This window comes from Nisaea sp. (assembly GCF_039990255.1).
Classification (GTDB): Bacteria; Pseudomonadota; Alphaproteobacteria; order Thalassobaculales; family Thalassobaculaceae; genus Nisaea.
Genome location: NZ_JBDXGG010000025.1, coordinates 86,760 through 100,732, shown reverse-complemented (window position 1 = coordinate 100,732; position 13,973 = coordinate 86,760). Strand labels below are relative to the sequence as shown.

Below are 13,973 nucleotides of genomic sequence, written 5' to 3'. Positions count from 1 at the left end.
TCGCTCCTCACATCCTGAACACGCCGAAGTTGGTATCGACCTTGGGTCTGCGCGATGTCACATCCAGCATCAGCGCCATGACGTCACGGGTCTCACAGGGCTCGATCACGCTGTCGATCCAAAGGTTGGAGGCGAAATTATAGGCTCCTTGAAAATCTTCGTATTCCTTGCGGATCGGCGCCTTGAAGGCTTCCTCCTCCTCGGGGGTCCAGCTTTTGCCTTCGCGTTCGTTGATCTGCGCGCGGACCTGCGCCAGGACGCTGGCGGCTTGTTCCGGCCCCATGATCGCCGACCGTCCCGTCGGCCAGGCGAACATCGCGTCCGGCTGGAACGGGCGCCCCAGCATCGCCAGGTATCCCGCGCCGTAAGAGCCGCCGGTGATGATGGTGAATTTCGGCACCCGGGCCGAGGACATGGCCGTGATCATCTTGGCACCGGCCTTGGCGATGCCCATCTGCTCGACCTCGCGGCCCACCATAAAGCCGTTCACATCGGCCAGGAACAGCAGCGGAATATCGCGCTGGACGCAAAGATTGATGAAATGTGTCGCCTTCAACGCGGCTTCGACGAACAACACGCCGGTATTGGCGAGAATGCCCACTTCGTGCCCATGAATACGGCCCCAGCCGGTCATGATCGTATCGCCATAAAGCGGCTTGAACTCGTGGAAATCGCTGTCATCCACCAGCCGCGCTACGATCTCGCGGTTGTCGGTCGGCACTTTGGGGTCGCGGCTGACGATGCCGTAGATTTCCTCGACCGGATAGGCGGGCGCACGCGGCGCTTCGGGCGTTTTGCGGGGCTTGGGCTTTTCGCCCAGATGGCTGACGATCTCGCGCGTGATGGCCAAGGCGTGGGCGTCATCCTCGGCCAGATGGTCGGTCACACCGGAGACGGACGAATGCATCTTGCCGCCGCCCAGCTCCTCGGCATCCACCTTTTCGCCGGTTGCGGCAAAGGTCAGCTCTGGCCCGCCCAGATACATGAAGCCCTGGCCGCGCACGATTACCACCTCGTCGCAGAGCGCCGGGATATAGGCACCGCCAGCGGTACAGGGCCCCATGACCACGGCGATCTGCGGCACCCCGTCACCGGACATGCCGATCTGCTGGTGAAAGATCGACCCAAACTGCCCTTCGTCGGGGAAGATGTTTTCCTGATCGGGAAGGAATGCACCGCCGGAATCCACCAGCGTGATGACCGGAAGCTGGTTCTTCCAGGCAATCTTCTGGGCGCGGACGTGCTTGCGCGAGGTCATGCCGAAATAGGTGCCGCCCTTCACAGTGGCGTCATTGGCGATGATCATGCACTGGCGGCCCTCGATCACGCCGATACCGGTGATGATACCCGCGCCCGGTGGCACGCCATCGTATTTTCTCAGTCCGGCCAGCTCGCCGATCTCGAGGAAGGGCGTGCCGGGGTCGATCAGGCGCTCGATGCGTTCGCGCGGCAGGATCTTGCCCTTTTTTACATGCCGTTCGCGCGCCTTTTCGGGGCCGCCGACGCGTTGCAGAAGCCGAAGCGCATGCAGTTTTTCGACCTTCTCGCGATAGCGCGCGTCGTTTTTCCGGAAGTCGTCGGACCCGGTATCGAGTAGGGATTTCATTCGTGTCATGGCAGGTCTGGGTATTTCCTGAGAACAAAGGCAACCTTGGCGGCGCTGGGTTTTTCGAAAGTGTCGGCCGCAACCAGATGCACGTCGGCCTTGAAGACCAAAGAGTCGCGCAGCCGCTGCTCGATCTTCTTTTTGAGGGCGGCGTCGTCGGCCGGATCGCGGCCGGGGCCGCGTTCGACAATCACCGTCAGCGCGCCCTGCGTTGTGTGACCCTCGAAATCGGCCACGATACGCATGACGCCATTGGTCTCCGGCACCATCTCGGTGATGACGCTGTTGATGGCCGACGGAAAGACATTGGCCCCGCGCACGATCAGCATGTCGTCGGTGCGGCCGGTGCAGCGGATCTTCGGCCCGGTGCGGCCGCAGGTGCATTCGGTGTCGATGACTTCGATATAATCGCCAGACCGGAACCGCACCAGCGGGCTCGCCTGTCGGCCGATCGCGGTATAGATCATCTCGCCTTCGGCCCCCTTTTCCCAGGGGATGATTTCGCCGCTGTCAGGGTCGAGCAATTCGGTGATGATATAGTCCATGTTGACCATATGCATGCCCGACTGCTCCTCGCATTCGGCCCAGTAGGTCACGCCCAGATCGGTGCCGCCCAGCATTTCGGTGCATTTCGCACCCCAGGCGGCCTCGATCTTGGCGCGGATTGCGGGAATGCCGCCGCCGGGCTCTCCGCCGACGATCACATGTTCGACCCCCAGTTCGCTGGCCTTGCACCCCAGCACCTCGGGCGCCTTTTCCGCCAGGTGCAGAACGAAATTCGGCGCGCCGACGATACAGCGCGGGCGCGTGTCGGCACAGGCGCGCAACAGGCGGTCCGCACCGCCATCCGCCCCCACCGGCACATCGATCGCGCCCATGTACTGCAACCCCTGCATCACCGGGATACCGCCGACAAAGCCCTTGGCCAGCGAAAACGCATGCAGCACCATGTCGCCGGGCCGAACGCCGTTGGCAAAGAAACAGCGCGCTGTCATCTCGTGCCACATTTCGGCGTCGGATTCTGTCAGGGCCACATATGAAGGACTGCCTGTGGTGCCCGACGAGGCCTGCATCTGGATGATCTCCGACATGGGCGCGGCACGATGCTTGCCAAAGGGCGGCTCGGCGGCAAGGCTCTCCCTGATCTCGGTCTTGTAGGTATAGGGCAGCTTCCGCAGGTCTTCGATGGTACGAATATCGTCGAATTCCACACCGGCTGCGGCGAACTTTTCCTGATAGAAGGTCGAGTTCGCCCTGAGATAGGCCATCTGATCGCGCAGCCGCTCTTCCTGAATGCGGCGGACCTCGTCCAGGGGCTTACCCTCGATCTCGTGCCAGAAACGATCATTCAACTTGTCGGCGGCGTCCTCCCGCCGGAAGCGCATTCCAAATTGCATGTCATCCTCCGTGACGTGCAGCGCGATCAATAAGACCGCGGCATGCCCATGACCTTTTCACCGATGAAGCTCAGGCACAGTTCGCGGTTCACCGGCGCCGTGCGCAGCAGACGCACCAGCGGGTACATCTCGTAGAGCCCCGTGTCTTCGGTGAAACCCGATCCGCCATGCGCCTGAAGCGCGGCATCCACCGCTTCGATCCCGGCCTCGGCGGCGGCGTATTTCGCCATGTTCGACGACGCCCCCGCCGGCAGCTTGTTATCGAACTCACATGCCGCGCGGCGGGTCATCAGGCTGGCCATCTCGACCGCTGTATGCGCCTTGGCCATCGGGTGCTGCACCCCTTGGTGCGCGCCAATGGGCTGACCAAAGACATTGCGCTCGGACGCGTAGCTCACCCCCTTGTTCAGCGCGAAACGCCCGATACCGCAGCACAGGGCGGCCAGGATGATGCGTTCGGGGTTGAGGCTGTCGAACAGGATCGAGAAGCCCTCGTCGACCTCGCCGACCACATCCTCCGGGCCCAGGTCCACCTCGTCGAAGAACAGCGTCCACTGTTCCTCCGGCAGGGGGATCGAGATCTTCACCCGCTGCTTTTCGACACCTTTTTTCTTCAGATCCACGGCGAACAGGGTAAAGCCGTCGGTCTTGCGACTGACCTCGGTATGCGGCTTGGTCCGCGCCACGACCAGGCAATAGTCCGAGACCTCGGCCCCGGTGATAAAGGTCTTTTCGCCTGACAGGCTGAACCGGTTGCCCCGGCGCTTGGCCAGCGTGGTGGCCTTCATCGTGTTCGACCCGGCCCCCGGTTCGGTGATCGCGAAACAGAACTGGATATCGCCGCGGCAGGCCGCCGGCAGCAGCTCTTTCTTGTGGAATTCGCTCCCGTGGCTGGCGATATGGGCCAACGACATGGTCGGCCCGACCACCATCATCAGAAGCGGAATGCCGTGGTTCGCGGTGCCCTCCATGAACAAGGCCATTTCGGTCATGCCAAGGCCCGCGCCGCCGTATTCCTCGGGCACCATGATGCCCAGGAAGCCGTCATCGGCAATCTGCTTGAACATCTCCCGCGGGAACTCGTGCCTGCGCGCGTGGTCCAGCCAATAGGCATTGTCGTATTTCTGCGCCAACTGGCCGCCGTATTCGTAAATCTGGCGCTGTTCGTCGTTTAAAGTGAAGTCCATAGTCTCTTCCTCAGGCCTTGAATTCGGGCGCGCGCCGGTTCTCGAACGCGTCGAGCCCCTCGGCGACGTCATCGCTGGGCAACGCGCGCACGGCGGCGTCACGCTCCAGCCGCATTTGCTGGTCGATGCCGAGATCCGCGCCTTCGCGTGCCAGCCGCTTCATCTCGGCGATACCGGGACGCGAGCGGGTGGCAATCTTCTGGCAGTATTCCAGCGCGGCCTGATGCAGATCCGCATCCGGCACGATGTAGTTGACCAGGCCGGCATCCTTGGCCTCGTCCGCCTTGAGCCAGCGGGCCGAGAACATCAGGTCCAGCGCACGGCGCAGGCCCATCAGACGCGTCAGCCGCTGTGACCCACCCCAGCCCGGGATCAGGCCGAACTGCGCGTGCTGATCGCCGAATTGGGCGGTCTCGGCGGCGAAACACACGTCACAGGACAGCATCAGTTCGATCCCGCCGGCCAGACACAACCCCTGCACCGCCACGACCACTGGGAGGGAGGAGGTTTCGAGCGCGCGCAGGTTGTTCATGCCGAAGGCGATGAAATGATCCAGCGCGGCGGGATCGTTCAGTTTGCCTTTCACTTCCACCAGATCGGCACCGGTGCAAAAGTGCTTGCCTTGCGCCCGGATGAGGATCGCCCGAATAGCCGGGTTCGCCTCAAATTCCGCACGTGCGGCAGATATGCGCTCATGCACCTCAAGTGACAGGCAATTGAATTTCTCGGGGCGGGCCAGTTCGATGATGCCGACGTTGCCCTCGGCGCTGACGATGACGGGATCGCTCATTTCGCGGACCCCTTCGCCTTCTTGTCATATTGCAACGCCATGCGACCGACCTTCTCGCGGGCGATCACCAGCTTTTGGATCTGCGCGGTCCCGTCGCCGATCTGAAGGCCCAGAACGTCGTTGTAGCGCTGATGATGCGGCAGGTCTGTGGTATAGCCGTAATGCCCGTGCAGGATCAGACACTGGTGCAGGATCTCGCAGGCGGTCTTGGGCAGGTACCATTTGCACATCGCTGCCTCGGAGGTGTGGGGCAGGCCGCGGTCCCGCAGGTCCAGCGTGTAGTAGCAAAGCTGGCGCATCATGGTCAGTTGCGTTTCCGCCTCGGCCAGCGGAAAGCTGACGCCCTGATACTGCACGATCGGCGCGCCGAACGCCTCGCGCTCCTGCACATATGCCCAGGTCTCGTCCACCGAAGCCTGCGCCGCGCCCAGGCATTCCAGACCGATCAGCGCACGGGAATAGTCGAATCCCATCATGATGGTGCCAAAGGCGCGGTCCTGCTCGGCCATCATGTTTTCGGCCGGCACGAAGACATCGTCGAAGAACACCGATCCACGCCCGACGGGCTTGGTGCCGATGTCGTCGAAATGCGTGCGCTTGATGCCGGGTTGGTTCAGGTCGATGAAGAAGGCGCTGACCCCGCGCGAACCGCCATTGGGATCGCCGGTACGGGCAAAGACTACCGCCGCATCGGCCTGGCTGGCAAAACTCATGGAGGTCTTTTCACCGTTCAGCCGCCAGCCGTTTCCGGATTTCTCGGCCTTCAGAATCAGGTTCGCCGCATCCGAACCGCCGCGCGGCTCGGTCAGGCCCAGACCAATGACGGCATCACCCGAAACCACCTTGGGCACCCATTCCGACGCGATGTCGCGCGAGGCGTGCTTGGCGACCATGCCGCCCATGAGCGATCCCAGTAGCTGCACGTAACTTGCGTTGAAATCGGCATAGGCGATCTCTTCGACGATCAGCCCCGACGTGACAGAGCTTTCGCCCAAGCCGCCGAATTCCTCGGGCAGGTCGGGGCCGATCAGGCCGAGCGCCCCCATTTCCCTGATCAGGTCACGGTCGAATTCGTGCTTGGCGGCCCGCTCCTGATAGCTGGGGGCCAGCTTTTCGGTGGCAAAGCGTTTCGCCGTCTCGCGGAACGCTTGTTGGTCCTCTGTAGGCTGGAACTGCATTCCCTCCGCCCTCCCATTGCGGTGAATTCCTCTTTAAAAAAATCTAACAAACGTTAGAATGCAGCGCAAGAGGTGTTTTCAAAGGAGGGGAGCATGATGAAGTCTTTGGATGAAACGGGCTACGGGGCGCTGCTTTCACCAATCAGCGCGGGCAGCAGGACGTTGCGCAATCGCGTGATAATGGGCTCGATGCATACGCGCCTTGAAACCGAACCTGACGGTATCGCCAGGCAGATTGCCTTTTATGCGGAGCGGGCCCGCGGCGAGGCGGCGATTTTGGTCACGGGTGGTTTTTCGCCCAATGCCGATGGAATATTTGATCCCGACGGTCCGCGTATCGATGATCGGGACGAGGCGCTGAAACTGCGTCCCATCTGCAAAGCAGTCCAGGCCGAAGGTAGCCTGATCTGTGCGCAGCTTCTTCATGCCGGCCGATATGCAAAGATTGAAGACTGCGTTGCTCCGTCGCCGATTCGCGCGCCGATCAATCGTTACACGCCCCGCGAGATGAGTGATGCAGATATCCGCCGTACAATCTTGGATTTCGCAGAAGCCGCTGCCAATGCTCAAGCTGCCGGATTCGACGGTGTCGAGATCATGGGCTCCGAGGGTTATCTCATCAACGAGTTCACCGTCACGCACACGAACAAACGCGAGGATGACTGGGGCGGAAGCGTCGAGAACCGGCATCGCTTTCCGGTCGAGATCGTGCGCGCCGTTCGCGCGGCCTGCGGACCGGATTTCCTGATCATCTACCGGATCTCCGCCGCGGACCTGATCGAAGAGGGGGCACCGACCGAGGAGATCGCAGCGCTGGCACAGAAGATCGAGAAGGCAGGAGCCGACATTCTGAACACCGGAATCGGCTGGCACGAAGCGCGTGTACCGACCATAGCCTATCCCGTGCCACGGGGGGCCTGGCGAAAGGCCGCGGCCAACGTGAAGGCCGCGGTTTCAATTCCGGTAGTGGCCTCGAACCGCATCAACACTCCCGATATCGCGGAGGATATTATTGTTTCCGGTGAGGCGGATATGGTCTCGATGGCTCGGCCATTCCTGGCGGATCCGCTTTTCGTGAAGAAGGTGCGCGAAGGCCGCGCCGAGGAAATCAATACCTGCATTGCATGCAACCAAGCCTGTCTCGATTTCATATTCTCCGACCGACCGGTCGGGTGCCTCGTCAATCCACGAGCCGGGCGCGAAACGGAATTCCGGGACACGCCCGCGGAATTGCCGAGGAAGGTGGCGGTTGTCGGCGGCGGGGCCGCGGGAATGGCGGCGGCGGCCGAAGCGGCGCGGCTTGGCCATGACGTCACGCTTTTCGAAGCTACGGACGAACTTGGCGGTCAACTGAACCTTGCGCGCGCGGCGCCGGGTAAGGACGAGTTCAACGAAACCCTTCGTTATTATGCTGGTCAGATGAGAAAGCACGGAGCAAAGCTGCGGCTGGGACAGCGGGCGCAAGCCGATGATTTGGAGGGTTTCGATCATGTGGTGATCGCGACCGGGGTGGTCCCGCGCATTCCCGATCTGCCGGGCATAGACCATCCCAGTGTCGCAACCTACGCCGAGATTCTCTCTGGCGCGCGCGTCGCAGGCGAGACTGTTGCGGTGATGGGCGCGGGCGGGATCGGGCACGACGTAGCCGAGTTCCTCGTGACCGAGCCAGCCGAGGTCCACAACACCGGAACATTCTGCTCGACATGGGGCGTCGATCCGGAATTCGCCGCACCGGGCTCCTTGGTAAGCGATCCATTGGCGCCAAAACCCTCGCGGCGTAGAGTTGTCATGCTCCAGAGAAAGACTTCGAAGCCCGGTGCAGGGCTCGGCGTCTCGACGGGATGGATCCTGCGCAACGCCCTGCGCAAGCATGGAGTCGAGGCCTTGTGCGGCGTGGTCTATGACAGCATCGACGACGACGGGCTGCATATCCTCTTGGACGGCAAGCCAAGGGTCATTGCCGCCGATACCATCATATTGTGCACTGGCCAGGAACCCGAGCGGAGCTTGGCCGACGAGCTTGCATCGCGCGGCGTTGCGGTCACAATGATCGGCGGTGCCAAGGAAGCCGCCGAACTCGATGCATTGCGCGCCATTGATGAAGGGGTGCGCTTGGCTCAAAGTTTCTGAGATGGCACCGTAACAATGGAGGATGCGATGCTGCCTGAGGTGCTGCGCGCGGGCCGCGCTGATCTGTACTCGGTCTTCCGCACCTGCGCGGTGGGGAGGGACGGCGCGCTTGCGGTCGAGGATGGCGAGACCCGCCGCAGCTATGGCGAACTGGTCGACCGTGTGGATCGCTTGGCGTCGGTGCTTCTGTCGCGAGGGGTGGCGCCCGGCGACAGGATCGCCATCCTGTCGCATAACCGCGTCGAGTATCTTGAGCTGGAACTTGCGGCGGCGGGAATCGGCGCCATTGTCGCCTGCCTGAACTGGCGGCTCGCCGCGCCCGAGCTGAAGCATTGCATCGAACTGGTCGAACCGGTGCTGGCCGTGGTCGAACCCGAATTGCGTGATGCCTTTCGCGCAGTGTCGGATCTGCCCGGCCTGGAGATCGGACCCGAATGGGAGCAGGCGCTGGCCTCGGCGAACCCGGACCCGCGCACCGGCACGCTGGTGGATGATCCTGAGGCTGGCCTCACGATACTCTATACCTCGGGAACAACCGGGTTGCCGAAAGGCGCCCTAATCAGCCACCGTGCCCATATCGCGCGTGCCATGGCCTTTGCGGCGCAGCTTGCGCTGGATCCCGATGACGGTTTCATCGCATGGGCGCCAATGTTTCACATGGCATCGACCGATCAAGCGCTGGCGACGCTTCTGCGTGGCGGGACTGTGGTGATGGTGGATGGACTGCAGCCCTCGGTCATGAATGAGGCGCTGTCACGCCACAGGATTGGCTGGTTCGTGATGATGCCCGGGGCGCTTGAGGCCTTCATCGCCGAACGGCGCGCTAATCCACTGCCGTTGAAAGGGATCAAGGTCTGCGGCGCGATGGCCGATCTGGTGCCGCCGCACCAGATCGCGGAACTGACGAGTCTTCTCGGTGCGCCCTATCTGAATTCCTTCGGAGCCACAGAAACCGGTCTGCCGCCGGGCACCGCCGATCTGATCGCCCCCGGTGTCGCGCCCGAGACATTGTCCAAACGGATCAGCGCATTTTGCGAGGTTCGACTGGTGGATCCCGAGGATCGTGACGTCCCGATCGGATCGCCCGGCGAAATGGCGTTGCGTGGACCGACCCTGTTTTCAGGATACTGGAATGCCGACGACACCAACGTCAGCGACTTCCGCAACGGTTTCTTTCATATGGGCGATCTGTTCCGCCGAAACCGCGATGGTACAATCGATTTCGTGGACCGGGTGAAATACCTGATCAAGACCGGCGGCGAGAACGTCTATCCAGCTGAAATCGAGCGTGTGCTGCTTGCGCATCCAGGTGTGGTCGATGCAGCGGTTGTGCGGGCGCTCGATGCGAAATGGGGTGAAAGCCCCGTTGCGTTTGTCGCATGCGGCAACGATGGACCGGGCGCCGAAGAGTTGATGCAGTTATGCCGCGAGAAGCTAGCGGGCTACAAGCGACCGCGCGAGTTCCAGTTCATCGCATTCGAGGATTTTCCGCGCTCGACGAGCGGCAAGATCCAGCGCCACATCCTGGAAAGCCGGTTGACGAACTGAGAGGCCGCCGGCGGGAGAACCGGAGTTGAAGCTCCGGGCAGCCGATCGACCGGCCGTCAACCGACCAAGCGGCTTGCAGCCTTATCCGGCCACGCCCGTCCGCCCGACAAGGGCCATCAGCGTTCCGGTCATCGCGGCGACGAGCCTTTCGTCCCCGCCCTTCACCGCAAAGGCGCGCGCCTCGCAGATCGTCAGGGTGCGCCCCGGTTTGACCACATCCGCGACGAATCGAAACCGCTCGCCGTCTGCCGGGTTGAGCAGGTTGATCTTGAATTCCACAGTCAGCACCGCGGCCTCGGCGGGCATCAGAGAGAAGGCCGCATAGCCGCAGGCACTGTCGAGCGCGGTCGACACGATCCCGGCGTGCAGAAATCCGTGCTGTTGAGTCAAGGCATCATTATGTACCATCTCCAGCACGATACGACCGGGCGAGAGTCCGGCAATACCGATCCCCAGCGTTTGCATCACCTTCTGGCGCTCGAAACTGTCGCGCACGCGCGCGTCATAGTCAGGATTCTTCGGTTCGAATTCCGGCATAGACTGTCTTGCACTCCCTTTTTCAGCGATCGATGATCAGTCTTAACCGGCTATTCAACCTGTTATCTTGGAAAAAACGGCCATCGGATGGTGCTGCTGCCTGAAGGCGAATCGCGCCGGGGGGCTTCCCGGCGAAGGCGCGGCAGGCGGCCGACATGTGCGACTGGTCGTAGTAGCCGGTGTCGAGCGCCAATTCGCCCAGGGGTTGTGCGTGTTTGGCAAGCCCGCCCAGTAGATGACGAAATCGACGGGTTGCGGCTAGCCGACGGCGCGACATGCCCGTTGCCATCCGGATGCTGCGCCTCTCGCTGCGAGCGCTGGTAGGCGCCGTGCCGATCGCAGGGAAGCCAAGTTCGCAGGCAAGCCGGTCAAGCGCGGCTACAAGCGGAACAAGAGGCTCGTTGCCGGTGGTAAAGTCGTGCAGGAAACCGGCCAGTTCGACGAGAGATGCCTCGGGCGGAAGCCGTTCGGGCGCGGAAGCGAGTCGCAGCCCTGCCGACACTCCCCGGAAGGGCGCGATCCGCGGGCTGAACGCGGGGCGGGGTGGCGTGAGGGTCGGGCGGGGGAGGGCATTCTTCCCCAGAAGCGGGTCGAAAGCGAAGGAAAGCGTGAAGAGATCCGTGGCAAAACGGCCGCTGCCATGTCCCGTGAGATGACCCCAATCGCGGAAGACGAACATGTGGTCGACCGGGGTGGCCCCCCCGGGCGGCGGTGCGAGCTCGAGATAAAGCGGCGCGGGCGCCGCCTCATCCGGTGAAGGCATGCCTGTTCTCGGTCACGAAATCGGCAAGACGGCGCGCCGGGTGTCCAAGCACGTCGCTCACCGTGGTCTCGATGCCGGCGAGGTAACCCTTGGGTGCGATCGAGGCCAGTTCCACCATGGCCGCGGCGACCTCGTCCTGCATCCCGCCGGCGATCTTTGCCGCCTTGGCGTCCTCGGCGGACAGGGGCGCGCAAGCGACCTGCCGACCCGTCGCTTCCGACAGAATTGCCGCAATCTCTTCTCCAGACAGGGCCTCGGGACCGGTCAGGCCATAGGACTTGCCTTCATGCCCCGCGCCGGTCAGCGCATCGGCCGCGACGTCAGCAATGTCGCGGGCATCGATCCAGGCCACAGGCCCCCCCAGATCGTCGTAATAAACCCCGTCCCTTGCGATGTTTCCGGCCTGCCACAACAGGTTTTGCATGAAATAGGTCGGTTGAACAAAGGTCCAGTCGAGGCCGCTTTCCTTCAGCAGTTCCTGGGTTTCCGAATGCCACATGCCAAAGGTCAGCCTGGCTTTGGGCGAGGCACCAAGTCCGGTGGCCAGAACGACGTGGCGCACCCCTGCCGCCTTCGCCGCTTCGATCGTATCGGCCTTCCAGCGGCGCATGTGCCGGTGCGCGGGTGTCACCAAATAGATCCGTTCAGCCGTTAAACAGGCACGATTCAGCGCAGCGGGATCAGTGAAATCGGCAACGACGGCTTCGCACCCCTTGGCCTTGAGCGCGTCGAGCTTGGCCGGGTCGCTGGTGACGGCGCGCACTTTCGCGCCCTTGGCCAATAGCGTATCGACAAGGGGGACGCCGGTGGTGCCGGTTGCTCCGAAGACGGTAATCATGATCTGTCCTTTCGCAGGGCGGCGATGGCTTCCATCGTCTCGGGGTTGCTGACAGAGGACAGGTCGCCCGGATCCTCGCCCAGAAAAGCGGCGCGCACGAGCCGGCGCATCGTCTTCATGCTGCGGGTCTTGGGAAGCGCCTCGACGAAATGGATCTCGCGCGGGCGGAAGGGCTTGGAAACGATCTCTCCCACGCGGTCCTTGAGCTGCTCCACTAGTGCCGCGTCGGGCAACACACCGGGCGACGCGACGCAGACGCAGACCACCGCCACGCCTTTCAGATCGTCCGGGGCAGCGATGGCCGCCGCGTCCACCACCTTCCCCGTCTCGGTCAGCGCCGCCTCGATCTCGGGCGGGCCGATGCGCTTGCCGGCAATGTTCAACGTATCGTCCGAGCGGCCGAGGATATACCATGTGCCATCCGGATCGCGGCGCACCCAGTCGCCGTGCCGCCAGATGCCGGGGAAGGTAGACCAGTAGGTTTCGAGATAGCGTTCCCGGTCTCCCCAAATGGTCGGTGTCAGCCCGATCGGCGGTTGGGTCACGACCAGTTCGCCAACCTCGCCCGGCGCGGCTTCGCTTCCGTCCACGCGCAGCACTTTTGCGCCGACCCCCAGTGCTTGAGCAGAGAATCCACCGGGTTTGACCTCGTGCAATACGGTTGAAGTCAGGATCGCGCCGAACAACTCGGTCCCGCCTGAAATGTTGAGCGGTACCGCGCGGCGGCGGCAGATATGGTCGAGATGCCACAGCCAGGCGTCATCGGTCCAAGGTTCGCCGGTCGAGGCGACGATGCGTAACGGCGAAAGGTCGTAGCCGGAAAGTGGCCCGGGATCCTGAGTCATGAACTGCCGCACCAGCGTGGGGGCGACGCCAAGGTGGGTGACGCCCATCTCCGAGGCTAGGCGCAGCAGCCGGAAGGGGTCGTCCGGCATCGAGGGCGCACCCTCGGCGAGCGCCAGCGTGGCGCCCGAAAGCAACACCGACAGAAGCGTGAGTGGCCCCATCACCCAGCCCATGTCAGTCATCCACAAATGACGATCGTCGCGTTTCATGTCGAGGCACAGCAAGAAGTCGGCCGTGGCCTTGGCCTGGACACCGAGATGGGTATGAACCACGCCCTTGGGCTTGCCAGTCGTACCCGAGGTGTAGGCGATAAGCAGGGGCGCATCGGCGTCTACCGGATGGGCGGGACGCCTCGCGTCAGCTTTGCCGACGGTCTCCTGCCAGTCGAGATCGCGGACTGGATCGGCCACTATGCCGCCGAACCGCCGCAGGCTGAGCACGGTATGGACAAGTGGCACCTCCTTCAGGGCTTCGGCCAGCGTCTCCTCCATCCAGACGGGTTTTCCCCGCCGGGGCGTCGCATCTGCCGTCAGCACCGCAACGGCACGGGCATCGTTCAGACGGGTGGCGATGGCGTGCGCGGCAAAACCGGAGAACAGCGGCACCGCCACGGCGCCCAACCGTGCGATGCCCAGAAGCGCCGCCTCGATTTCCGGAATCATCGGCATGTAGATACCTACCGCCTGTCCGGGCTCCACCCCGCGAGCGGCAAGGGCCGATGCGACGCGGGCGGCCTCGGCGGCAAGCTCGGCATAGGTCCAGCGGCGGCGGCTTCCATCCTCGCCAACCCAGTCGATCGCGGTCTTGTCGCCAAGTTTTCCCGCGATGCGGGCGTCGAGACAGGTCTCTGTCAGATTCAGGGTACCCCCGACAGCCCATCGGATCGAATCTGGTCCCGCGGATATATCCCGCAGTTGCGTATAGGGACGATTGAACCGGATGCCGGCATAGCCGATTATCCGGCCCCAGAACCATTCCGGTTCGGCGTTGGCACGTTTGACGAGACCTTCGTAACTGCCCGCACCACAATCATCAATGAACGCCGCGAGCGTGCTTGCTCGTTGAATAACAGGGTCCGGTTGGAACATTCTCTGCCTCGCATGAAACAAAAAAAGGCCGCACCTGAGGCGCGGCCAGTTGGGGAGGATACTTA

11 protein-coding genes are annotated in these 13,973 nt (G+C 62.9%); 2 read left to right on the top strand and 9 right to left on the bottom strand.

Features of this window, described 5'->3' with window-relative positions:
* Window positions 1-7: 7 nt before the first annotated feature.
* From ABJ076_RS22780 to ABJ076_RS22760, 5 genes are read right to left on the bottom strand one after another with little or no spacing between them, the layout of a single operon-like run.
* Window positions 8-1,615, bottom strand: coding sequence for a carboxyl transferase domain-containing protein (locus ABJ076_RS22780; protein WP_348195882.1), 1,608 nt, complete (start codon window positions 1,613-1,615; stop codon window positions 8-10).
* On the bottom strand, window positions 1,612-3,003 hold the full coding sequence (locus ABJ076_RS22775; RefSeq protein ID WP_348195881.1) for an AMP-binding protein: 1,392 nt from the start codon (window positions 3,001-3,003) through the stop codon (window positions 1,612-1,614). Before ABJ076_RS22775 ends, ABJ076_RS22780 begins: the two co-directional genes overlap by 4 nt.
* A gap of 26 nt (window positions 3,004-3,029) precedes the next feature.
* The gene (locus ABJ076_RS22770) at window positions 3,030-4,190 is read right to left on the bottom strand and encodes an acyl-CoA dehydrogenase family protein (protein ID WP_348195880.1); all 1,161 of its coding nucleotides are present in this window, start codon (window positions 4,188-4,190) and stop codon (window positions 3,030-3,032) included.
* Between the two features lie 10 nt (window positions 4,191-4,200).
* Entirely contained in the window at window positions 4,201-4,980 is a 780-nt protein-coding gene (locus tag ABJ076_RS22765; protein WP_348195878.1) for an enoyl-CoA hydratase/isomerase family protein, read from the bottom strand.
* On the bottom strand, window positions 4,977-6,158 hold the full coding sequence (locus ABJ076_RS22760; RefSeq protein ID WP_348195876.1) for an acyl-CoA dehydrogenase family protein: 1,182 nt from the start codon (window positions 6,156-6,158) through the stop codon (window positions 4,977-4,979). Before ABJ076_RS22760 ends, ABJ076_RS22765 begins: the two co-directional genes overlap by 4 nt.
* Window positions 6,159-6,251: 93 nt before the next feature.
* Here ABJ076_RS22760 and ABJ076_RS22755 point away from each other — a divergent pair, with 93 nt between their 5' ends.
* Both ABJ076_RS22755 and ABJ076_RS22750 read left to right on the top strand, forming a co-directional pair.
* On the top strand, window positions 6,252-8,288 hold the full coding sequence (locus ABJ076_RS22755; protein ID WP_348195875.1) for an NADPH-dependent 2,4-dienoyl-CoA reductase: 2,037 nt from the start codon (window positions 6,252-6,254) through the stop codon (window positions 8,286-8,288).
* A gap of 27 nt (window positions 8,289-8,315) precedes the next feature.
* On the top strand, window positions 8,316-9,836 hold the full coding sequence (locus ABJ076_RS22750; RefSeq protein WP_348195873.1) for an AMP-binding protein: 1,521 nt from the start codon (window positions 8,316-8,318) through the stop codon (window positions 9,834-9,836).
* 81 nt (window positions 9,837-9,917) lie between these two features.
* Here the strand turns inward: ABJ076_RS22750 and ABJ076_RS22745 are convergent, their stop codons facing one another.
* The 4 genes from ABJ076_RS22745 to ABJ076_RS22730 are packed head-to-tail and all read right to left on the bottom strand — an operon-like array spanning window position 9,918 to window position 13,908.
* Window positions 9,918-10,373, bottom strand: a complete 456-nt coding sequence (locus ABJ076_RS22745) for a PaaI family thioesterase (RefSeq protein ID WP_348195871.1) — start codon at window positions 10,371-10,373, stop codon at window positions 9,918-9,920.
* Window positions 10,374-10,395: 22 nt separating this feature from the next.
* Window positions 10,396-11,136 carry a helix-turn-helix domain-containing protein gene (locus tag ABJ076_RS22740; protein WP_348195870.1) on the bottom strand — a complete coding sequence of 247 codons (741 nt, stop codon included), beginning with the start codon at window positions 11,134-11,136 and terminating at the stop codon, window positions 10,396-10,398.
* Window positions 11,120-11,974 (bottom strand): SDR family oxidoreductase, encoded by an 855-nt coding sequence (locus ABJ076_RS22735; protein WP_348195868.1) that lies wholly within the window; start codon window positions 11,972-11,974, stop codon window positions 11,120-11,122. The genes ABJ076_RS22740 and ABJ076_RS22735 overlap by 17 nt, the downstream gene beginning before the upstream one ends.
* On the bottom strand, window positions 11,971-13,908 hold the full coding sequence (locus ABJ076_RS22730; protein ID WP_348195867.1) for an AMP-binding protein: 1,938 nt from the start codon (window positions 13,906-13,908) through the stop codon (window positions 11,971-11,973). The genes ABJ076_RS22735 and ABJ076_RS22730 overlap by 4 nt, the downstream gene beginning before the upstream one ends.
* Between the last annotated feature and the right edge of the window lie 65 nt (window positions 13,909-13,973).